The sequence below is a fragment of the Enteractinococcus helveticum genome, assembly GCF_020742345.1.
In the GTDB taxonomy this organism is placed as follows: Bacteria; Actinomycetota; Actinomycetes; order Actinomycetales; family Micrococcaceae; genus Yaniella; species Yaniella helvetica_A.
The window spans coordinates 1-21,470 of record NZ_DYXC01000002.1 but is presented as its reverse complement, the minus strand read 5'-3'; the positions used below and the strand labels follow the sequence as shown (position 1 = coordinate 21,470).

Here is a 21,470-nt window from a genome sequence, read left to right as displayed (position 1 = left end):
TCACTTTATATTGGTCACGACCAAGCAAATCAATGTCGCACATCACATACTATCTATGGACATAGTTAGTTGGCAATAGTTTTAGAAAATTCTTTAAATAAATTCGAAAGGCCACCTGCGATATTTTTATCGCAGGTGGCCTTTGGCTTAGTCAGAGACGGCTTTCTAGGTTTTACGAACCTTCATAAATGAGTTCGTTAATGTCGACTGATTCAGTAATGAGCCCGGTTTCTTCCGACAGTTCGATGATGCGTTCCGTGGATTCACGGTTGATCTCTTGTGGGAATCGTGGCATGTTCAGCTGCTCAACAACCTCAGGCTCAATTTCGGTGTATTCCGACAGAATTTCTTTGGCTGCTTCCGGATTGTCTTCTGCGAACTGTTGGGATTCTTTCATCGCAGCAATGAACGAGTCCACCAGTTCTGGATCATTTTCGATCTTGTCGGTGTTGGTGAAGTAACCGGCAATCATCAGATCTTCAATTGGCTGAGCATAGGGCGAGTAGATTTCCCGGGCACCGGCGTTCTTGGCTAGGGTCGCGAACGGCTCAACGGCCATGATCGCATCAACGTTGCCAGATTCCAGCTGACCTCCCATGTCTGGGAAGGCAACCTCGACGAGTTCCATAGAATCCCGCTCACCGCCCTCTTGACGCATTCCTTCTTTGAGCACGGTGTCATTGATGTTATTGAGCGTGTTCACGGCAACGCGCTGACCTTCCAGGTCCACAATGGATTCAGCTTCAGAGTCTTCAGGCACCAGCAGTGAGGAGAAGTCACTGCCAGGTTCACCTGTGGTCTGAGGTCCAGGTGCGACCAATTGCAGTGGTAGGCCCTGTGATTTAGCAATAACCAACGAGGTCATGTTCGAGAAACCGAAATCGAAGTCACCCGATTGGATGGCTGGAATGATGGCGGCTCCACCTTGGGCCAGCGTCAACTCGACATCCAGGCCGTGTTCTTCGAAGATGCCTTCTTGAACTCCTAGGTAGATCGGGGCCACGTCCACGATCGGAATGACACCCACTGAAATTTGAGTCAGTTCGCCACCGTCTTGGGCGGCTTCTTGCTCGGTGTCTGTCGGGGCATCGTCTCCGCCACCGCAGGATGTCAGCACCAGCAAAGATGCTGCGGCAGCGGCAATCAAACTCCCGCGGATTCCACGTTTTTTCATTCTGTACTCCTCATTGCAAAGTGTGAACCCCACCCAGGGTGAGGTAGGTCATAACGTTATGTCGATTTACATGGCGGCGTCAATGATTTCGAGCATAAACTTTTGTGCAAATACGCCGAACGCACCGCTAGAGTTCAGCGTGGATTTCTTGCGGTGCGTTCTGCTGGGATGGGTTTTAGACTTGGGCTTTGGCTGCGTCGGGGCGGAAGCCTTGTTTGGCTAATTGGATTTGTTCGTAGACGTGGTGGCGCAGGTCGGCGAATCGTGCTGAGGAGCGGGTTTCGAGTTGGTCGCGTTCATCGGGTAGGTCAATTTTGATGTCTTGTTGGATCACGGTCGGTGATGAGGACAAGATGACTACGCGTTGGCCTAGGTAGACGGATTCGTCAATATCGTGGGTTACGAATAACACGGTGACGCCGAGTTGTTTCCACACTCGACGCACCAGGTCTTCTAGATCGGCGCGGGTTTGGGCGTCCACGGCGGCGAAGGGTTCGTCCATGAGTAAGACTTCGGGTTGGTAGGCTACCGCTCGGGCGATGGCCACGCGTTGTTGCATCCCGCCGGAGAGTTGCCATGGATACGACCGGGGCACGTGGTCCAATCCGACGGCTTCCAGGGCGTCGTCGACTAGTTGGTTGCGTTTGGCTTTGTCCATGCCGGCGACTTTCAGCGGCAGTTCCACATTTTCGCGCACCCGCATCCACGGATACAGTGACCGGCCGTATTCTTGGAAGACCACGGCCATATTTTTGGGTGGGCCGGTAACTAATTTGCCGGAGAGTTTCACCTCACCGGCGGTGGGTTCTAACAGTCCCGAGATAGCTTTGAGCAGGGTGGTTTTCCCAGATCCCGATGGCCCGACTAGACAGGTGAGTTCGCCTTTGGGCAGGTCAAAGGTCAGGTTGCGCACGGCTTCAATATCGCCGCCGTCGGTGTGATAGATCTTTTTCAGATTCCGTACTGACAGCAGGGCTTCCCCCTCAGCCAGGGTGTGTCCTACGGGCAGTTGACCGTCGGGGGTATCGGCCATGGTGCCCTGGTTGATGACCGGGGTGTGTTCTTCAGGTTGAGTTGTCATAACAGGGTTTCCTTTACAAACGTCTTAGCAGGTGCCGCTTAGCCGGCGTTTTCCATCTCACGTTGGCCGTGGTACCAGGCCAGTACTTTGCGCTCGACAAGCTGGAAGATAAACGACATGATCACACCGATCAGCCCCAGCACCACGATGCCCGACCACATCTCAGGGATGGCAAAGGAGCGCTGGAATTGGATAATGGTGTATCCCAGGCCCGCCGAGGAGGCAAACATCTCAGAAATCACCATCAAAATCAGCGCAATCGACAGCGATTGGCGGATCCCGGCCATAATTTGCGGCATGGCCGAAGGCAAGATCAGATACCGAATCCGAGCCACCCCCGCCACCCGGTAGGTCTGCGAGGTATCGGATAACACCTCATCCATCGAGCGGACGCCTTCGATGGTGTTGAGCAGAATAGGCCAGACCGCGCCCAACACGATCACGGCGATCTTCATGTCATCGCCGATACCGATCAACAGCATGAATACCGGGATCAAGACCACCGGTGGGACAGCCCGGAAGAACTCCATGGTCGGTTCCATCAGTTGGCGCAGCCAGCGGAACGAACCCACCAGCAACCCGACTACGATACCCAAAATAATCGACACGATGATACCTGCGATCAAACGCCCTACGGAGGGGAAGACGTCGGTGGTCATCCGCGACCACGTCCAGGTGTTAGCAAAGGCGCTGGTCATGTCTTCCCAGGTAGGCACAAAGAAGCTGGTGGACTGGGCGGACCAGAGCACCCACCCAATCAGCAACAGCGCCGGCAGGCCAATAATATATACAAAGTCTTTGATGTACCGCATTAGTTGACCTCCGAGCGGATCGAGGTGTGCCAGGACAAGATCTGGCGCTCAATGGCACGAAACACGATATTAATAATGACCCCGAGCAACCCAGTGGCCAGCACCAGCGAATACATCGACACATAGGCGCCACCAGACTGGGCTCGTGCAATTTCCGCACCCAACCCTGGGGTCCCAATAATCAGCTGGGCGGTAATGGCCAGAATCAGTGCCACCGCAGCAGCCAATCGAATACCCGTCATCAGATACGGCAACGCGGTCGGAAACACCACATACCGAACCCGCGCCAGACGCCCCATCCCATAGGATTTGGCGGTATCCATGGCCACCACATCAACATCAGCCACCCCGTAGAGCACCTGAATCAGCACCTGCCAGAAGCAGGCATACACGATCAGCAACAGCGCCGATTCAACGCCTACCCCAAAGACCAGCACGGCCAGCGGAATCAGGGCAACCGACGGTACCGGACGTAAAAATTCAATCGTGGAGTTGGTAAATTTGCGCAAAAACGGGGACGAACCAATGACAAAGCCCAACACCGCAGCAGCCACAACAGAGATGACCATCCCCAAAAACCACGCGACCATAGTGTCCCAGACCGCAACCCAGAACACCGAATCACCAAATTTGGACAACAGATCACTAATTGCCGCCGATGCCGGCGGCATAAACCGACCGTCAACGATCCCTAAGAGCGGTAGCAGCTCCCAGATCCCCAAGAACAACAAAATACCGGCCAGGCCAAGTAACCGGTTGGTCCAGGTCCGTCGCCGCTGCCGCACTGCTTGCGCCCGGCCAGTACTTGTGCGTCGGCCCGTAGCCCCACGCTGAGCAACCGACACTGCCGGAGCACCCGGATCCGGTCGGGTCGACGTGTCCAAACCAGCCACCCGATACCCCGCAGGGAAATCCTCCGGGGCTCGACCAGTCTCCAAACGATGCAAATCAGCAGACCGTCGCTGTCGTGTCACCGCCTCATCATCGTGCGGCGCGGGTCCCCTCGAAGGGTCGCGTTCTGTCATGTGTTTTCTCCACTACATGTGCAAGTTGAAGTTGATGTGTGCCGTCACTTCAGCGAAGTAAAAATATGTGAAGTGCGCCACGTTGAATAAGAGTAACCCGCAATCAAAAATGATTCAAGTACTCAATTGTTTTATTGATCAAGGATTTTTGGCGTTAATGAATGGCGTCGAGAGTCGAAGCTGTGACCCAAGCATATCGCCCGGTCACGCTCTAGAGCTAGAGAAATATCCGGCTTCAAAAGAGCCATCCGCACACTTCTGACGAATGGCTGCGATTTGAGCATTCGCCAACAACATCGCCTCGAAAGCATCGGAGCAATGTGAAGTAGCTCTCCTAGACTAACTTCTAACAAGATCGTTTACAATCCTAGAAGTTCACGCAGAACTGCCTGCCGCTAACCGCCCTCATGTCCTTCGAAGTACTCCATTGAACTTTTTGAGGAGTTAATCAACACTCGAAACTTCGCACCCGGTAATGCGTGCGGATGGTCGGGGTCGATATATGCTGCTCGCATCTGCTGACTTATCCTGCGCGCAGCACTGCGCAGCAGCTCCACAATGCGCATATTCACCGGCTCCCCCGATGGCACGACGACACCCAGACCGGCCAAGACCGTGCCGTCTGGAGCATAGATCGGCGCTGCCATGCCACGAGCCGCCGGATGAATAAACCCATCGGCTACGGAATATCCGAGCTCTCGCGCCCGATCAACAACACCAGCCAGCTCATCGAAATTTTGGGGTGTCTTATCGGTATACCGCCGGATGCCAGCCTCAACGATCTTCGCCAGGAATGCTCTGGGCTTATCCGATAACAAGACGTGGCCGATAGCCGAGGCCCCCAAGCTAATACGACCGCCCACTATGGTTGCATTCACCACCGCATTGGGGGCAGAGGCACGGTCAAGATAGACCACGTCATAACCACCCTCAACACCCAGCTGGGTGTGCTGGCGAACTTGACCTTGCACAAACTGCACCATCGGCGCGGCGATTTCTCGCAACCCCATGGCTCTCGGAGTTCGCGCCGCAAGCTCCCATAAACGTAAACCCAGCTGATACGAACGATCCGGCAATCGCTCCAACATGCGTTCCTCAACGAGCTCGGCAACCAGTCGGTGGGTTGTGGTCATCGGCAGCCCACTACGCTCAGCAATTTCCGATAAGGACAAAAACACCGTTCCTGCGTCGAATGCATCCAGAATCCGCAGTTGCCGGGCGAGTACAGAGACCGGTGTTCCATCACGCTGCGTGGGCATTATTTCCTCATTTCCGATGATTGGAAAATCTGCTCCACATTATAGGTGACGAGTGCCACAATTGCTCACATTCCATATTCATTGCCGCACGTTGGAGGTAATCATGACGTTGCAGACCGCAGCACGAACCGACCAGCTGGTGGTCGTCGATCGCATTGAGCGTTCCACAAGCGTGCTGGAGTTCGTGCTGGAACGCGCCGATGGCTCTCGGCTGCCAGACTGGGCCCCGGGCGCCCACATTGATGTGGTACTGCCCAGCGGCAAAATCCGCCAGTACTCACTGTGTGGCGACCGTTGGGCGCCACACCAATATCGCATCGCCGTCCAACGAGACGACGGTGGCACCGGCGGGTCGATGGAAATCCACGACAAAGTGCAACTTGGTGATGTCGTGAGTTTTGGTGGACCCCGAAATAACTTTCGACTAGCCCCGGCCACGCAGTACCGTTTCATCGCCGGCGGCATCGGCATTACCGCGGTGCTCCCGATGATCGAGCAGGCCGAAAGACTTCGTCTGGAATGGCAACTGCTGTATTTGGGGAAAACCGCTGACCGGATGGCTTATCGGAATCTTGCCGAACAGTATCCCAACCGGGTCACCATGCACACCAGTGCTGACAACGGCCGGACTTCGATCCGACAGTGGCTGGGCGCCCTCCCCGAAGACACCATGGTGTATGCGTGCGGCCCCGAAGCCATGCTTGAGGCACTGCCCGAACAATGCCCCGAAGAACTGCCCCCACAGTTCCTGCGGACCGAACGATTCACGAACACCCTGGCTGAAGCCACCGTCAGTTCTGAGCCCTATGAAATTGTGCTCGACCGCAGCGGCCGCGTCATCCATGCTCCGGGGACCACACCGGTAACCCAGGTACTGGCCGAGGCTGGTGTTGATGTCATCACATCGTGTGCCAAAGGCGTGTGTGGGACCTGTGAGGTCGAAGTGGTCGAAGGCGAAATCGATCACCGCGATGCCATTCTTGACGACGACGAACGCGCCGCAAATACGTGCATGTTCCCGTGCGTTTCCCGTGCACTGTCCAAACGTCTGGTTCTTGACCTATAAGGAATTATTCACAATGCCTGTCAACTCCACCAACCGCTGCCCATTCTCCGGCATGCCAGCTACAGCTCCTACCGCTACCAAAGGACACGTCGATGCCCCAATTATTGATCTAGACCCTTTTGATGAAGCAACGCTGGCCAGTCCGTACGCAATGCACGAAGAACTGCGTGAAGCCGGCGCCGACGTCGTCTACCTCCCCGCCTACGATATTTATGCCGTTGCCCGCTATGATGCCGTGCGCTCCACGTTGGAAAACTGGCAACACTTTTCCAGCGCGGCGGGGGTCGGGCTGGCCAACTTCAACTCCGAAAAACCCTGGCGAACGCCATCGCTGCTCCTGGAGGCTGATGCCCCACAGCACGACGCACCACGCGCCGTGCTCGAAAAGATCTTGGGCGCCAGAAAACTGCGCCAATACCACACGGACTGGCGCAAAACCGCCCACGAATTGATCGACGGACTGTTGACGGGCGGCCAATACAGCACCGATGACGGCGCAATCGCATTGGATGCGGTCACCGAGATCTCTGAAGTCTATCCACTCAGCGTCTTCCCGGACGCCGTCGGGCTACAACACGGGGGCCTTGAAAATCTACTGCCCTATGGAAACTTTGCGTTCAACGCCTTTGGGCCACGCAACCGATTAGTCACCGATGAACTGGACACCATCGGCCCGGTGTTGGAGTGGATTGGCAATCAGTGCCCCCGCGAAGCATTGAGCGATCAAGGATTTGGCGAAGACATTTGGAAAGCCGCTGATCAGCGCCACATTACCGAAGAACAAGCCCCGTTAATCGTACGCTCACTGCTCACCGCCGGAGTCGACACCACGGTATACGGTATTTCTGCGGTGCTGTACCATCTGGCTTCCAATCCAGACCAATACGCTCGCCTCCGCGAAAACCCGCAACTGGTGCGCCGTGTCTTTGAAGAAACCCTTCGTCTTGAGTCCCCCGTCCAGACGTTCTTTAGAACTACGACGACGCAAGTGCAGATCGGTAACACGACCCTGCCGGCGAATCAGAAAGTCCTGATGTTCTTGGGTGCAGCAAACCGTGATCCGCGCCGCTGGAAGAACCCCGATGCCTTCGATCTGGATCGTGATCCTTCCGGTCACGTCGCCTTTGGCAGTGGCGTGCACCAGTGCGTGGGTCAACACGTCGCGCGTCTGGAAGCATCCTGCGTCATGGAAGCCATCATTGAGCGTGTGGAGCGCATCGAATTTACCGCCCCACCGAAACGCAAGATCAACAACACGCTGATCGGCTGGAAGTCCCTGCCGATTCGCCTCATTCCGGCATAAGCCCCACCCTATTCATTACTTTTCGCCTACTAGGAGCCTTCTCATGCCCATGTCCCAGTCTCACCCTGCCAAAAAACGCTCGCTGCTCGTCGGTGCTGCAGCAATCGGCGCGCTTGTCTTATCAGCGTGTGGCTCGTCCAGCGCCGCCGACGACGTTTCACCTACTGATTCGCAAGGACTGGAAACGGTCAACATCGGCTATTTCCCGCTGGTGCATACCTCGACTATCGTGCACGCCGATCAAGCTGGTTATTTGGAAGAACAAGGTATCAATGCTGAAATGACACAAACAGAGGGCGGCGCAGCAGCTATCCCTTCGCTCATCTCTGGTGACGTCGACATTCTGTACAGTAACTACACTTCGATGCTGTTGGCTGCTGAGCAAGGATTACCGGTCGTACTGATTTCAGGGAACGACGTCGCCAAGGACGATCACGGTATTTTCGTTGCAGAAGACTCTGATATCGAGGACTTCGCCGATATTGAAGGCAAGAGCTTTGCGGTCAATAACCTGCAAAACATCGGTACGGTGTCCGTGTATGCACAACTTGAAGAGCTTGGACTCAGCCCGGACAGTGTGGACCTGGTGGAGATGCCGAACCCTGATATGGCCCCTGCGGTAGCCAACGGTAATGTCGATGCAATCTGGCAGGTCGAGCCGTTCCAGACCATTTCCAAACAATCCGGTTTGAAACGCATTGGCGATATGTTTGCTGGACCAGCAGCCGATATGCCGGTGGGCGGATGGGTCACGACTAGAGAATTCGCGGAACAAAACCCGGAAGTCATTGCTGCTTTCAGACAAGCGCTGAGCCAGTCATCTGAAGACCTCCAAGGCAACCATGACCTGCACTTAGAGCTCGTCCCGCAATACACAGAGATTGATGATGCTGTGGCCGAAGAGCTCACGCTGCCGCACTACGACACCGAGTTGAATATCGATGCACTGCAATACGGTGCTGACCTCATGGAGGAATACGGTATTACCTCCGGTCCGCTTGATGTGGCCGAACTTGTTGTGGAATAACTGCTGAAGTGCGGGGCGGGTGTTCCCGTTCCGCACGTGCATGCCCGGATGCGACTAGACCGTGGTCGCATCCGGGATGGGCAAGAATGGCTATATGTTCGATCTCAATCTCTTACGCGTGCTCGCCGCCGTCATCGAGCAAGGCACCATTACCGCTGCAGCAGAGAAACTGCAGATGAGTCAGCCGGCCATTTCACAAAGTATCAATAGGCTGCGCAAGGTTATTAAGGATGACTTGTTCGTCAAAGAAGGTCGCGGCATCACCCCGACCAGGGTTGCCCTGCAGCTGTATCGCGACACTTCCGAGCATGTTCACCAGGCCGATGCAGCGGTGAGGGGTCTGATCGCATTTGATCCGTACACCACAACCGCAACCTTTCGAATCGCACTGACCGATATTGGCCAACAGGTCTTCCTCCCACGTTTGAGCCAAGTCATGCGGTCAACGGCTCCACAGGCGCAACTGGAGGTTATCGGACCACATACCGAAAGTGTCGCTGATCAGCTCGAAAGCGGAGAGCTCGACCTTGCCATCTTATCGACAGAGCTGAACAATGACATTCGATCAGTAGTCCTACAACTGGGTGACTATCTGTGCATTACCCGTCGTGGCTTATTTGCAGACCCCGGACCCAGTTTGGAAGATCTCAGGAATCATCCACGGGTCGCCGTGACGACTTTTACCGGGCACACCCTGATGGAAAAACATCTCACACCGGTTCCTCCTGGTTCCATCGTGGTGAACACCTTTGCCGCTATTCCTAACCTCGTGGCTTCAACGGATCTGGTCGGATTCGTCCCCGAAGACCTCATCAACACCTGGCATTCCCAAGAAAACCTTGATATTTGGAAGATCGATGAAGTAGCAACCCAGACAGCAGTTCGCGCGTATTTTGCAAAGACTCCCAGGTCGCGTGCCTCGGCGTGGTTTGTGCATCTCGTGATCGAGACACTGCGCGATCCACACCTCACCAATACATAAGCAAAGTTTATGCGATAGATTGATATGCATTCGTAGACGCACTGTGATGTAGGCCATAGATTTAATGGCATGACTAAAAAACTCGTCCGAGCCGTCACAGCGGGTTTGACCGGAAGCGTTCTCGCGTTGACACTGGCAGCGTGCAATGGAGACTCCAACGCCAACCAGGATGCAGCATCGACTCCAGAAGGCGAACTACAAGAAGTCACCGTCGGAGCGATCGCAATCGCCGACGTCGCACCGCTGCATCTTGCAGTACAAGAAGGATTTTTCGAAGAAGAAGGCCTCGACGTCGAGATCATCGAAACCACCGGTGGCGCAGTGTCCCTGCCCGGGGTTGTCGCAGGTGATTACGACTTTGCCTTCCTCAATGTTGCCTCACTGATGATCGCCCGCGATCAGGGGCTTGACGTCGAATTTATTGCCAATGGTACGACCACCACCGGGGAACCTGGTGCCGATAATATTGGCATCGTCGTCGCTGAAGACTCAGAAGTCGAATCCACCGCTGATCTTACCCAATCCACCTCAAACCAATTGAATAACATTGGCGATATTGCCACCCGATTGGCCGTCGATAACGCTGGTGGCGATGGTGCCGATATCGAATTTCTCGAACTGGCATTCGGTGAAGCAGAAGCGGCAGTCGAAAACGGCAACGTTGAAGCCGCCCTGTTGGCCGAGCCGTACCTCACCCAAGCCCAGGACGCCGGTTTGAAAGTCGTCTCTTCACCCTATGCAGAAGCCCACCCCGAACTCGATACCGGTGGCTACTTCACACGATCCGAGACCGTCGAAGATAATCCAGAACTTGTCGAAAGCTTCCGCAACGCGATCAACCGCGGATTGGAATACGCTGATGAAAATCCAGACGAGGTCCGTGAGATTGTAGCGACCTACACCGAAATCGACGAAGAAATCTTACAACGCATCCAGCTGCCCCGGTTCACGCCAGAGTTTACTCGCGAAGGCTTAGAGGATCTCGGCCGATCCGCCAAGGAGCACGGCTACCTCACCGAGGAACCAGACCTTGATGCACTGCTGCCTGAGCAGTAATTCACCACACAATAATACGAAAACACATCCACAAAAGGGAGTCATGAAAGTCAGTCAGGCAGTAGGCCAAACCATCGCCCGAATGGGGGCCGCACACGTGTTCGGCGTTGTCGGCTCTGGAAATTTCCGGGCAACCAATGCGCTCTTAGAAGCCGCCGGCCCTGATGGCCAACACCCACAATTCACTGCGACCCGTCATGAAATGGGTGCGGCGTGTATGGCCGACGCCTATGCTCGAGCCTCCGGCAAACTCTCGGTGGTCACCGTGCATCAAGGCTGTGGTCTGTCAAATGCCCTCACCGGCATTGGCGAAGCAGTCAAAGCCCACACTCCGTTGTTAGTTATCTCCGGGGATACCCCGGGGGGCGAGTATGGCTCCAACTTCTGGATTGACCAGGACGCCGTGATTGAAGGCATGGGTGCCATCGCCGAACGCCTGCACTCGCCTGCTCGAGCCGTCACCGACACCATACGAGCCATCACTCGAGCCAAAATGAACCGGGTGCCCGTTGTGTTGTCCATGCCACTTGATATTCAGGAGTCTGAACTGTCCAAAGATCAAGAACAACTCCTAACCAATATTGCACCGCCGCAACTACCGGCACCCGCGGTTGCCTCTGCCGATGCAGTCGCCTCAGTCAGCCGGATGCTTACCGATGCGCAACGGCCCGTGATTCTGGCGGGTCGTGGCGGGGCACAAGCGGTAGCACCGTTGCGCCAGGTCGCCGAGTTATCTGGAGCGCTGCTGACCACATCGGCGGTCGGGCGCGGCTTATTCAACGAGGATCCATGGCACATGGACGCCATGGGTGGGTTCGCCACCGACGGCGCCGCAGAGCTCGTACACGAAGCCGATCTGCTCGTCGTCTTTGGGGCAGCGCTGAACCGTTGGACCACCCGTGATGGCACACTGTTACAGAACAAGACCGTCATTCAGATCGACGACGATGCCACCGCATTCGGCAAACACTATCCGGTAAGCGCCACGATTCTTGGCGACGCAGCCCTAACAGCACAAGCGATCCGCGACAAGCTAGTAGAAAGCCTCGACGGCACCCCACGCACCGGATACCGCACCACGCAGGTCAAAGAACGCCTTGCCGCATCACTGCATTGGCGTGATCAGGCTTATGAGGATAATTCAGAGCCTGCCGGCAAATCTCACCGGGGCAAAATCGACCCGCGCACGCTGACGAATATTCTCGACGAGATGCTGCCAATGGACCGCGTGGTAGCCCCGGACGGCGGGAACTTCAACGCCTACCCGGCCATGCACTTCCGGGTGCCCGACAACCTGGGCTACAGCCTGTCATTAGGTTTCCAATCTATCGGGTTGGCCCTGTCCACGGTGATTGGCGCAGCATTTGCACTGCCTGATCGTATCGCGATCGCCGGCGTCGGGGATGGCGGCTTCATGATGTCGCACGTCGAACTCGATACGGCTGTCCGCCATAAAATCCCGCTGGTCGTGGTGGTATATAACGACGACGCCTATAGTGCAGAAGTCCATCACTTCATCCATGAAACCAGCAACCTGGATACCGTGGTGTTCCCAGAAACCGATATCGCTGCGGTTGCACGAGGCTATGGCTGCCAAGCCATCACAGTGCGTCAAGCTTCTGATTTGGATGCGGTACGCAACTGGGTCGACGGTCCAAGAGATCGTCCGTTGGTCATTGACGCCAAGATCACGTCATTCCCGTCGTGGGTTCTGGCCCACAGTTTTACTGAGAACGAGTAACCAGTCCAGCACGTTGGCGGCGACTCACAACCGTGGGTGGCCGCCAACATGTTGCATGCTGATGACGCGCCACTGAGTATTAGACGAAAGCCGAAACCCCGGTGATCGCGCGGCCCACGATCAGGGCGTTGACCTCACGGGTGCCCTCAAAGGTATACAGTGACTCGGCGTCGGCGAAAAACCGCGCGAGGTTGTAGTCCAGTACAATACCGTTGCCGCCGCCAATTTCACGGCCGAGGGCAACAGTTTCCCGCATCCTGTCACAGACCCACATTTTCGCCAGCGCAGCGTCCTCATCCCGGCACGCGTCCCGCTCTTGGAGCTCAGTGATGCGTACCGCAACCCCCAGGGAGGCTGCGGCGTTACCAAGCATGCGAGTCAGTTTTTCTTGGATGAGCTGGAAGCCAGCGATCGGTTTGCCGAATTGCTCTCGCTGTTTTGCATATGCCAACGCGGCCTCGTACACGCCAGCTTGCAGGCCGGCAGCATTCCAGACGACGTCGGGGCGCAGGGTACGGAAAATACGGTTAATATCGTCAAAGGAATTCACGCGTTTCAGACGGTAAGCCTCAGGCACCGGAACCTCAGTCAGGTCGATGTTGGAGTTGTTGACCATCCGAACCGAAGTTTTGCCCGCAATTTTTGTCAGCCGTACTCCTGGATCATCGGTTCTTGCCAAGAAGATTTTGGCTTGCCCGTCTGCCACGTCCTTTGCAACCACGGCCATGTACTCGGACAGCGCTGCGTTGCCGATCCAACGCTTGGCACCGTTGAGTATCCAGGTGCCATGCTCAAAGCGTGCGGTGGTTTCCAACCCGCGTGCAACATCGGAGCCGTGATCTGGTTCCGTCAGCGCAAAACAGCCGGTCATCGAGAAATCCTTAATGGCCTCATCCCACTGCTCGACCTGCTCGGGGCTGCCACCATCGCGAACAACGGTGCGGAACATGCCCGCCTGACCACCGAATAAAATACCCAGTGAACTATCGGTGCGCGACAACTCATAATTACGAAACCCAACAAACAGGCCCCTCGGGGATTCCCCGGCCGCGCGCAATTCTGCCGGGTCAACAAGGTCAAGCCCGGCCAGGCCCTCGCGCAAGTGCACCGGGGTTTCGCCACGCTCCCAGTAATCATTGATCACCGGGGCGGCTTCTTCTTCCAAAAACCTGCGCAGGCGTTGCAGCACGGACCGTTCGGCGTCGGTGAGCTGTTGTTCATAACCCCAAAAATCTGCCGCATACAGGGTGGATTCAATATTGGTTTGCATTTTCAGTCTCACACGAGTTTCAGTAATCGGGCCGCATTGGTTTTGAAGATCTTCTGGCTGACCTCATCTGGCAGACCAAGCCCAGCGTAATCGCGCATCCAGCGCTCCGGTTTGATCGCGGGATAATCTGATGCGAACAGGACTTTATCTTGCAGATAGGTCCGGGCGGCCTGGATGAGTTTGGGTTCAAAATATTTTGGTGACCACCCTGATAAATCAATCCACACGTTGGCTTTATGAGTGGCAATAGCGATGGCTTCATCTTGCCACGGCACCGAAGGGTGCGCCATGATGATCGGTAAGTACGGGTGCCGGGCTGCCAGATCATCCAAAAACATTGGGTTGGACAGTGACAACCGAATGCCAAAGCCACCCGGCATGCCCGCGCCAATGCCGGTCTGGCCGGTGTGGAAGACCACCGGTAACCCGTATGCTTCCAGCTGGGTAAACAGTGGCAAAAATTCTTCGTCATTTGGGGCAAAACCCTGGGTGCTCGGATGAAATTTGAATCCTCGCACCCCAAAATCTTCCACCAGGCTGCGCGCCTTATGCACAGCCTTTTCCCCTTGCAGCGGGTCAACACTGGCAAACGGAATGAGCACATCGTTATTGCGTGCGGCACCCCGCGCAATTTCTGCACTACTATTGGGAGGCGTCTTCATATTGGTTTCCGAATCAACCGTAAACACCACCGCGGCCATGGACAATTCGCGGTAATAGTCTGCGATCTGGTCGATGGTCGGTGACGGTCCGGTGCGCTGAAAATACGCGTCGGCGGCGTCGAGCAACGGTTGTGGCAGTGCCGCATGCCCGCAGTCATCGGCTTCGATATGCACGTGCGTATCAATAGCAGTAACGGCATCAAGATCAATATTGGATTCGTACATACTGCACCGTTTCTACGTCGTCGAAGTGATACTGGATTTGATAGTGCGCATATCAAGTTTGCCCGTTGGGCCCCGCTGGAGACTATCGCGTAAGAAAATCTGTCGCGGCTTCTTATACCCGGCCAGCCGTTGACCAACAAAGTCCAGCAGGGCTTCTTCGGTGACGTCGTCGGCAGCTTCCACCGCCACCATAGCCACAACGCGTTCTCCCCAGCGCTCGTCAGCAACACCAAAGACGACGGCGTCGGTCACGGCTGGATGGCCCAGCAGCACTTCTTCAACCTCGGCAGGAAAGACCTTTTCACCACCGGTATTGACCACCGATGACCCACGACCCAGCAATTCGATATAACGGTCTACTTCGACCTTGACGTGGTCACCCGGCATGACATACCTGGTTCCGTTGATGATCGGATAGGTCTGGCGGGTTTTCTCGTCGTCCTTATAGTAACCGCGTGGCAGCGCACCCCGGTAGCCCAGAATGCCGTAGGCACCGGGCTGGTCTTGGACCTCGCGCATTGCATCATCCAGCACCACCGCATCGGCGGTGAGTTGGAATCGCGTTGGCAAATCCTGTGCACTGCGGCTGATCCCTAACGCATAGGGCCCGCCCTCGGTTGAGGCAAGAATATCGATAATGACGACGTTGCCGAGGTTATGAATCCTGGCCTTAGTTTCATCGCTGAACCGCATGCCGGAGCTCATCGCGGAGGTCAAGCTACTCGATTGCGGTGAGCTGGCATACTTATCCCAGGCGTCCATCAAGGGGATGGCCACCGCATCGCCGGCAACGATGATCCGGGTGACGTTTTCTTGCTCGATCGTTGCCACAGCCTGGCGAGTATCCAGACTCGGTGACGGCAACAACACCACGGTTCCGCCAAGCAGGAACGTGTTCATCGCGGTGAACAATGCCGTGGCGTGGATAAAGGGCGCCAGCGCAAACATGACCGTGGGTTCCAGGGAAGGGTCTTGGGCTATTGCCACGACTTCTGCCGGGCTTTGCGGGTCTGCGATGCCCAGCGCACCGTAGGTCGAAAACATTTGGATCTCTAGCAGGTCTGGTTCATCCCAGACCACTGCTTTGGGCAGGCCCGTGGTCCCGCCGGTATAGACCATCAGTGTTCCGCCGGAAGGTGGCGATTCACCATCTAATGGCGCGAATTCTGCCAGCGAGTCATATGGGATTGCACCGGCAACATCCAATGGTTCATCAGTCACTTCAATCAGGACCTTGGGCACCGAAGTGGCGTCAATTCGTTTGACCGTTGCTGCCAACGACGACGGATAAATCAGCACTGCAGCCTCACAGTTATCCAACAGTGCGGCGACTTCACCTTCGCGGTATCTGAAATTGATGGATACCGGCACGGCACCGATTTTCAAGGCCCCATAGAATGCGGTCAAGTATTCGGCACGGTTGTACATATAGAAGGCGATCGTATCGCCAGCACCGACACCGTGATACCGCAGTAGAGCGGCGAAGCGTGCTGCTTGGTCCTCAAATTCTTGATAGCTGAGGCGTTGGTCGCCAGCGACGATTGCGGTACGTTCAGGCACCGCCGCTGCGATGAGTTTCCAAAGTTCTGCGTAACTTCCACGCATAATGACTCCTGGGGTTTCCGCGGTTTATCGGGCAGTTTGGGTTTCAGGTGCCGGGCGTGGAATTGGGCCACTTGGCTGTGCCTGTGCTGCCATGCTCTGGGACCATGCCGCATTGATGCCTGAGGCTGACCAGCCGCCGTCGTGAATCTCATTGACGAGTTCGGTTGGGTGTGAGTAGAGCGTCAAGCGGTCCCCACCAATGCCAATGGCCTGGCCGGTCACGTTGGCTGAAGCATCTGAGACCAGCCATTCCAGCAGTGGGGCGACGTCTTCTGGGCTACCCAGCGCGTGTTCCTGGCGAGCCAACGGTGGCAATGCTTGGCCCTGTTCAAATTGCTCTGCCCAGTCCTTATATATCGGAATGGTTGCGGTCATCGCGGTCATCGCGGTTGGGATCACAGCATTTGCCGTGATGTTGTCACGAGCCAGTTCCATGGACCACGTGCGGGCCATGGCCACCAGGCCTGCTTTGGCTGCGGCATAGTTGCTCTGCCCAAAGCTGCCGAGCTGTCCGGCGGGGGAACCGATGACGATGAGTCGACCGCCCGTTCCTTGTTCACGCAGATATTTGATTACTTCTCGACCGCACAGGAAGGTGCCGCGCAAATGCGTCTTGACGACGAGGTCGAAATCTTCGTCGCTCATTTTCCATGAAACCCGGTCTCGTAGCACTCCGGCGTTGGCCACCAGTGCATCCAGTCGACCAAACGTAGATACCGCGGCAGAAACAAGCTGCTGGGCAGCCTCAGTGTCACCCACGGGTGCCACAACTGCAGTTGCCTTACCACCGGCTGCCAGAATGTCCTGGGTGGTGTCATTGGCGCTTTGTTCATCGAGATCATTCACCACGATCGAGGCGCCACGTTTGGCCAGCCACCGGGCATAGGCCTTACCGAGTCCACGGCCGCTGCCGGTGACGATGACGACTTTTCCAGTCAGGTCGTAACCGTTTTCAATTTTGCTCATTTGTAGTACCTCAAAACTAGTTCTGCCACGCATGCTGGCTTGGGATTATCTTCTACTTCAAAAACAACGTCGACGATGAGCTGATAGCCGCCGGCAATTTCTTCTACCTTTTGCAGGGTGCCGCTGAGTCGGATACTGCTATCCACTGGCACCGGTGCGGGAAAACGCAGATGGTTTAGCCCGTAGTTCACTCCGGTTTTGAAACCCGTTACGGTGAAGACTTCTGCCATCAGTGGCACAACCCGGCTCAACGTCAGATAGCCGTGGGCGACTGTTTGGCCGAAGGGGCTGTCTGCTGCGGCTACCGGATCGATGTGAATGGGGTTGTGGTCACCGGAAACATCGGCGTAGGCGCTGACATCTGATTGGGTTAGTTGTTGCCACGCCGATGGTCCAAAAGATTGTCCCTGGTGGTTGGGTAAATCATCGATGGCGATGGAAAGCTGATTGTCTGTTGTTGACGAAGACATTATGTATCCTGTCTTTCAATTCAGGTCAGGAAATATCAAGCCTTTGTTTCAGGCTACCTGAAACCATACTGTGCGACAGGGCACACATTGTCAAGCGATACATTCAATTCTTGAAAAAGAAAACGATCTTATTTGAGTCGCTCGACTATCATCCAGCAAAGATGGAGGCTAACGCGGTAGATCGCGCAGCGCTCGTCTGACATTTCGTAGATGCTTTGCAAATTCTTCGCGGTCTCGCGGAGTCAAAGCTACAAGCAACTTGGCTTCCAGATCGTCCATCGCGGAACGTCCAGAACTCAACGTGTCGTGGCCAGTGTCGGTGATGTACAGGTGAAACCTCCGCATATTTTCAGGATCTCGCTCACGCTGAATGAAACCAGACTCCAAAAGCACTGAAACGTTTTCGGCCATCGTTTGGGCGCGTACAAACGACCTGCGGGCTAATTCAGATGACGTAATGCCGGGCCAGCGCTCGAGCACGGCGAGGGCGGTGAATTGCGCCGTCGTCAGGCCAGCTTGTTCAGCGACCTCTTCTGTGGGGATGCGCAAGCCCAGTTCGATTTGCTTGATGGTGTAAATAAACCAGCCTGAATCAAGGTCCTGAAGTACATCAGCAGAGCTCGATGTTTCGGTTTCGGATGTCACGCGGCCTCACTCCCCAGTCTTTCGTTAAGCGATGCTTCAACATCGCCCAACGAGTGTGCAATGACAGTACCTTACAGAGTTCCCTGCTGGACTTCGAAACCAGAGCGCCATCCAGCCACCAATAACTATACCGCCCATGGTCCAGGCGCCCTGAAGCCGTTAGACTACTGCACCGAAATTGCCTCTTGGCGCTCTTCGACAGCTGCGTCACGACCAACAGCGCTTTGCGCTCGATAGTAGAGACCTAAACCTATAATACTGAGCAGCATTAGCACGCTTGCGGTGACCACGTAGAGACCGATGGGCCAGGTCTGGCCGGTGGCGGCAAATAACGCGGTGGCTATCATCGGGGCGAAACCGCCGCCGAGTATGGACCCAAACTGATAGGCCATCGATACACCCGTGTACCGCATCCTGCTTGGGAACGCTTGGGTCAGAATCGGTGGAATGGCCGCAAAGGCAAAGGTGGTTGAGGCATGTGCAGCAACGGTGGCGATACCGGCCAAGAGGAGATTGCCGGTCTCAAATAGCGGAAAGAATAGCATTGCGGTTATCGACATTAACACGGCGCCAATGCCTGCAAGGATCCTCGGGTTCGTCCGGTCAACCACGGTTGCTAAGTATGGCATCATGACCAACTGGATCACACAGCACAAGATACCGATCCACAGCAGATGGTTCTGGTCATAGCCCAACGAGGTGGTGCCATAGGATAGCGCCCAAGTTAGCACTAGATAGGCGAGGACTGGTGGGACCGCGGCAATAATAACCGTCAAGCCCAGCGGGGCCTTATATCCGCGCAGCACCTCCATTAGCGGCAGGGCTTTTGGTTCACTGGCTACTGATGCTTCGAAGATGGGACTTTCAGTCAAGCGTCGGCGATACCAAATTGATAGTGCAACGAGTAGGACACTAAACAGAAATGCGATTCTCCAGCCCCATTCAATAAAGTCCGGGCCGGTCAGTGCACCGAGCACGATCAGTACAAGGCTACTCAGCATTAATCCGGCAGGCAGTCCCATCATTGGGGCCGCCCCGTAGAGCGCCTTGCGATTCGCCGGAGCGTGCTCCACTGCCATGGTGACCGCACCGCCCCATTCTGCGCCTACTGCAAGGCCTTGCACGAGTCGCAGAACGACCAGCAAGACCGGGGCTGCGACACCGATTTGCTCATAGGATGGCAGGACGCCGATGCAAGTCGACACGATCCCCATGACTGTCAGCGATAAGATCAGCATCTTTTTGCGGCCCACCCTGTCACCGAAGTGGCCAGCCAGGATTCCGCCCAGCGGTCGCGCAATGAACCCGAAAGCGAAGCTGGCGAATGCACCTAATTGGGAGGCCGTGGAGCTATCGGATGGGAAGAATTGTGGCCCGAAGATCAGTGCGGCACACGCAGCATAAAGATAGAAATCGTACCACTCGATTGTGGTGCCCATAAATGTTGCGCGGACTGCGCGCCGGGCTTCAGCACGTTGTTCGGCTACACTCAACCCGGCGAGGCCTGCGGTATGAGTAGCGGAGTTTTTCGTAGACATATCGTCATCCTCTCTAAGGGCCCGTCACCACCCTAAATATTCAGGCCACCTGAAACATGAGGGGAGACGTTTCCCTTGAGTAGTCAAATTTTGGGCTGCCGCTACGAATACATCTGCGCAGCGTAGAATCTTTCATTTCCCCGCAGCCACGAGGCACAGCCAGCCTCGTCGCCGCGGAAACAGCAGAGTTGATCGCGGGCTCGCATCCCGCAAAAGAGCTACTCTTCGAAGAAGAAGCCTTCTGATATTGGGTCTTCTTCTACGAAGTCGTATTTGACCATCAGGTCAGCCAGCTGTTGAATCGCTGCTGTTGGGATGGCGGCATCGTGGGTTTCCAGGTCAGATGCGATCTCAGCAACTTCTGGCGAAACGTCCATGAACTCGACGACAGCCTCCATGGCACCCTCTTCATCAGCAGCAAAGGCGGTGAGTACGTCGTCCATAGCTGCCTGATAGCGCCGCACAAGCTCGGGGTCCTCGTCAACGAGTTCCCCGGTGACAAAGCTGACCACAGTTGGCATTCCGGACACAATTTGGTTCGGGTGGCCTAGCAGTTTATAGTCGTCGCCCTGCAGAGCATTATGCATAAACGGTTCGGGCAACCAGACGGCGTCCACATTGCCACGCTCCAACTGAGATTCCATATCAGGGAAGTTCAGCTCAACGAAATTCACTTGCTCTGGATCTCCGCCATCTTGGTCAACAGACTCCATAATGGTCAGATCACCCTGACCCCGCAGGGCGTTGACGGCGACTTCAGCACCCTCAAGATCAGCCCATGTCTCGATACCCGAGTCAGCTCGCACCACGACGCCATTGACATCTTGCCCCTCTGGCAGTGAGTTCTGATAACCACTGACAACTCGCATATCGAGGCCCTGGTCTACCGCGAGCAAGAGGTTGGAGACGTTGCCGATAACGACATCCATGTCACCGGTTTGCAGCGCCGGAAGCATTTCGGCGCCACCTGAACTTGCTTGCGCGGTGACATCGAGTCCGTGTTCTTCGAAGATGCCATGATCAACACCGTAGGGGATTGCCGCATAAGCGGCTATCGGAATAATACCCACGGTGAGCTCATCTAACTCGCCATCTGCCGCAGCATCGGGATCATCATTGGAACATGCCGACAAGGACAGTACTAAGAGGGCTGCCGAGGTCAACGAAATCGTTTTCTTGAACTTCAATTCAAGCTCCTTAAGGGTTTTCCAAACGACACCACAGCCGCTGAAGGGCAGATGGCAGATGCCACGGGGTTACCGGAATAGCAGATCAGGCTCTCCCCAATTGGCTGAGCCGCGAAAACGTGATGCGACTTACGTCACAGTATACAGCTTTTCAGGCTACCTGATAATACGTGGATTGTCGCAGTCGGCTATGCGACATTTGACGTAGGCGAACCCGCGGTCGGAGCTGGTGGTTATTCGAAAATCACGGTGCGGTCGCCGTCGAGGAGGACTCGGTGTTCGGTGTGCCATTGTACGGCTTGGGCTAAGGTGGCGCCTTCTACTGCCCGGCCGCGTTGGACGAAGTCTTGGGCGGTGAGGGCGTGGTTGACGCGTT

Annotated in this window: 19 protein-coding genes and 1 pseudogene; 6 read left to right on the top strand and 14 right to left on the bottom strand. The window is 55.7% G+C overall.

What is annotated here, in order from left to right; genetic code table 11:
* Positions 1–172 precede the first annotated feature (172 nt).
* From K8V32_RS00160 to K8V32_RS00140, 5 genes are all read right to left on the bottom strand, one after another.
* Complete coding sequence (locus tag K8V32_RS00160) at positions 173–1,174, bottom strand: ABC transporter substrate-binding protein (protein WP_303901128.1); 1,002 nt, start codon at positions 1,172–1,174, stop codon at positions 173–175.
* A gap of 175 nt (positions 1,175–1,349) precedes the next feature.
* Positions 1,350–2,207, bottom strand: a complete 858-nt coding sequence (locus K8V32_RS00155; RefSeq protein ID WP_303901144.1) for an ABC transporter ATP-binding protein — start codon at positions 2,205–2,207, stop codon at positions 1,350–1,352.
* Positions 2,208–2,293: 86 nt separating this feature from the next.
* A complete protein-coding gene (locus K8V32_RS00150) occupies positions 2,294–3,067 on the bottom strand; it encodes an ABC transporter permease (RefSeq protein ID WP_303901126.1) in 774 nt (257 codons plus the stop codon).
* Positions 3,067–4,092, bottom strand: coding sequence for an ABC transporter permease (locus K8V32_RS00145; protein ID WP_303901124.1), 1,026 nt, complete (start codon positions 4,090–4,092; stop codon positions 3,067–3,069). The genes K8V32_RS00150 and K8V32_RS00145 overlap by 1 nt, the downstream gene beginning before the upstream one ends.
* 395 nt (positions 4,093–4,487) lie before the next feature.
* The gene (locus K8V32_RS00140; protein WP_303901122.1) at positions 4,488–5,351 is read right to left on the bottom strand and encodes an IclR family transcriptional regulator; all 864 of its coding nucleotides are present in this window, start codon (positions 5,349–5,351) and stop codon (positions 4,488–4,490) included.
* Between the two features lie 103 nt (positions 5,352–5,454).
* Here K8V32_RS00140 and K8V32_RS00135 point away from each other — a divergent pair, with 103 nt between their 5' ends.
* The 6 genes from K8V32_RS00135 (at position 5,455) to K8V32_RS00110 (ending at position 12,526) form a co-directional block, all read left to right on the top strand.
* A complete protein-coding gene (locus tag K8V32_RS00135) occupies positions 5,455–6,417 on the top strand; it encodes a PDR/VanB family oxidoreductase (RefSeq protein ID WP_303901120.1) in 963 nt (320 codons plus the stop codon).
* A 13-nt stretch (positions 6,418–6,430) separates the two neighbouring features.
* A complete protein-coding gene (locus tag K8V32_RS00130; protein ID WP_303901117.1) occupies positions 6,431–7,720 on the top strand; it encodes a cytochrome P450 in 1,290 nt (429 codons plus the stop codon).
* A gap of 49 nt (positions 7,721–7,769) precedes the next feature.
* Complete coding sequence (locus tag K8V32_RS00125; RefSeq protein ID WP_303901115.1) at positions 7,770–8,747, top strand: ABC transporter substrate-binding protein; 978 nt, start codon at positions 7,770–7,772, stop codon at positions 8,745–8,747.
* A gap of 94 nt (positions 8,748–8,841) precedes the next feature.
* Entirely contained in the window at positions 8,842–9,729 is an 888-nt protein-coding gene (locus K8V32_RS00120) for a LysR family transcriptional regulator (protein ID WP_303901113.1), read from the top strand.
* 69 nt (positions 9,730–9,798) lie between these two features.
* On the top strand, positions 9,799–10,785 hold the full coding sequence (locus K8V32_RS00115) for an ABC transporter substrate-binding protein (RefSeq protein WP_303901111.1): 987 nt from the start codon (positions 9,799–9,801) through the stop codon (positions 10,783–10,785).
* A 43-nt stretch (positions 10,786–10,828) separates the two neighbouring features.
* Positions 10,829–12,526, top strand: coding sequence for a thiamine pyrophosphate-binding protein (locus K8V32_RS00110; protein ID WP_303901109.1), 1,698 nt, complete (start codon positions 10,829–10,831; stop codon positions 12,524–12,526).
* A 79-nt stretch (positions 12,527–12,605) separates the two neighbouring features.
* Here the strand turns inward: K8V32_RS00110 and K8V32_RS00105 are convergent, their stop codons facing one another.
* The 9 genes and pseudogenes from K8V32_RS00105 to purU form a co-directional block, all read right to left on the bottom strand.
* A complete protein-coding gene (locus K8V32_RS00105) occupies positions 12,606–13,796 on the bottom strand; it encodes an acyl-CoA dehydrogenase family protein (RefSeq protein ID WP_303901107.1) in 1,191 nt (396 codons plus the stop codon).
* Between the two features lie 8 nt (positions 13,797–13,804).
* Positions 13,805–14,683: an amidohydrolase family protein gene (locus tag K8V32_RS00100; protein WP_303901105.1), complete on the bottom strand. Its 879-nt coding sequence runs from the start codon at positions 14,681–14,683 to the stop codon at positions 13,805–13,807.
* Positions 14,684–14,695: 12 nt separating this feature from the next.
* Positions 14,696–16,288 (bottom strand): AMP-binding protein, encoded by a 1,593-nt coding sequence (locus tag K8V32_RS00095; protein WP_303901104.1) that lies wholly within the window; start codon positions 16,286–16,288, stop codon positions 14,696–14,698.
* Positions 16,289–16,312: 24 nt separating this feature from the next.
* Positions 16,313–17,254 (bottom strand): SDR family NAD(P)-dependent oxidoreductase, encoded by a 942-nt coding sequence (locus tag K8V32_RS00090; RefSeq protein WP_303901102.1) that lies wholly within the window; start codon positions 17,252–17,254, stop codon positions 16,313–16,315.
* A complete protein-coding gene (locus K8V32_RS00085; protein ID WP_303901100.1) occupies positions 17,251–17,724 on the bottom strand; it encodes a MaoC family dehydratase in 474 nt (157 codons plus the stop codon). The genes K8V32_RS00090 and K8V32_RS00085 overlap by 4 nt, the downstream gene beginning before the upstream one ends.
* Before the next feature lie 168 nt (positions 17,725–17,892).
* Positions 17,893–18,369: a MarR family winged helix-turn-helix transcriptional regulator gene (locus K8V32_RS00080; protein ID WP_303901098.1), complete on the bottom strand. Its 477-nt coding sequence runs from the start codon at positions 18,367–18,369 to the stop codon at positions 17,893–17,895.
* A 164-nt stretch (positions 18,370–18,533) separates the two neighbouring features.
* Positions 18,534–19,907, bottom strand: a complete 1,374-nt coding sequence (locus K8V32_RS00075; protein WP_303901096.1) for an MFS transporter — start codon at positions 19,905–19,907, stop codon at positions 18,534–18,536.
* A 218-nt stretch (positions 19,908–20,125) separates the two neighbouring features.
* Complete coding sequence (locus K8V32_RS00070) at positions 20,126–21,094, bottom strand: ABC transporter substrate-binding protein (protein ID WP_303901094.1); 969 nt, start codon at positions 21,092–21,094, stop codon at positions 20,126–20,128.
* Positions 21,095–21,327: 233 nt separating this feature from the next.
* A pseudogene (gene purU / locus K8V32_RS00065) lies at positions 21,328–21,470 on the bottom strand (formyltetrahydrofolate deformylase); the annotation flags it as partial.

Bases quoted from the DNA above. Each gene is read 5' to 3' on its own strand.
- K8V32_RS00095 (WP_303901104.1), bottom strand. From the start codon at position 16,288: ATGCGTGGAAGTTACGCAGAACTTTGGAAACTCATCGCAGCGGCGGTG.
- K8V32_RS00150 (WP_303901126.1), bottom strand. From the start codon at position 3,067: ATGCGGTACATCAAAGACTTTGTATATATTATTGGCCTGCCGGCGCTG.
- K8V32_RS00120 (WP_303901113.1), top strand. From the start codon at position 8,842: ATGTTCGATCTCAATCTCTTACGCGTGCTCGCCGCCGTCATCGAGCAA.
- K8V32_RS00155 (WP_303901144.1), bottom strand. From the start codon at position 2,207: ATGGCCGATACCCCCGACGGTCAACTGCCCGTAGGACACACCCTGGCT.
- K8V32_RS00115 (WP_303901111.1), top strand. From the start codon at position 9,799: ATGACTAAAAAACTCGTCCGAGCCGTCACAGCGGGTTTGACCGGAAGC.
- K8V32_RS00135 (WP_303901120.1), top strand. From the start codon at position 5,455: ATGACGTTGCAGACCGCAGCACGAACCGACCAGCTGGTGGTCGTCGAT.
- K8V32_RS00100 (WP_303901105.1), bottom strand. From the start codon at position 14,683: ATGTACGAATCCAATATTGATCTTGATGCCGTTACTGCTATTGATACG.
- K8V32_RS00130 (WP_303901117.1), top strand. From the start codon at position 6,431: ATGCCTGTCAACTCCACCAACCGCTGCCCATTCTCCGGCATGCCAGCT.
- K8V32_RS00145 (WP_303901124.1), bottom strand. From the start codon at position 4,092: ATGACAGAACGCGACCCTTCGAGGGGACCCGCGCCGCACGATGATGAG.
- K8V32_RS00085 (WP_303901100.1), bottom strand. From the start codon at position 17,724: ATGTCTTCGTCAACAACAGACAATCAGCTTTCCATCGCCATCGATGAT.
- K8V32_RS00160 (WP_303901128.1), bottom strand. From the start codon at position 1,174: ATGAAAAAACGTGGAATCCGCGGGAGTTTGATTGCCGCTGCCGCAGCA.
- K8V32_RS00110 (WP_303901109.1), top strand. From the start codon at position 10,829: ATGAAAGTCAGTCAGGCAGTAGGCCAAACCATCGCCCGAATGGGGGCC.
- K8V32_RS00125 (WP_303901115.1), top strand. From the start codon at position 7,770: ATGTCCCAGTCTCACCCTGCCAAAAAACGCTCGCTGCTCGTCGGTGCT.
- K8V32_RS00140 (WP_303901122.1), bottom strand. From the start codon at position 5,351: ATGCCCACGCAGCGTGATGGAACACCGGTCTCTGTACTCGCCCGGCAA.
- K8V32_RS00075 (WP_303901096.1), bottom strand. From the start codon at position 19,907: ATGTCTACGAAAAACTCCGCTACTCATACCGCAGGCCTCGCCGGGTTG.
- K8V32_RS00105 (WP_303901107.1), bottom strand. From the start codon at position 13,796: ATGCAAACCAATATTGAATCCACCCTGTATGCGGCAGATTTTTGGGGT.
- K8V32_RS00090 (WP_303901102.1), bottom strand. From the start codon at position 17,254: ATGAGCAAAATTGAAAACGGTTACGACCTGACTGGAAAAGTCGTCATC.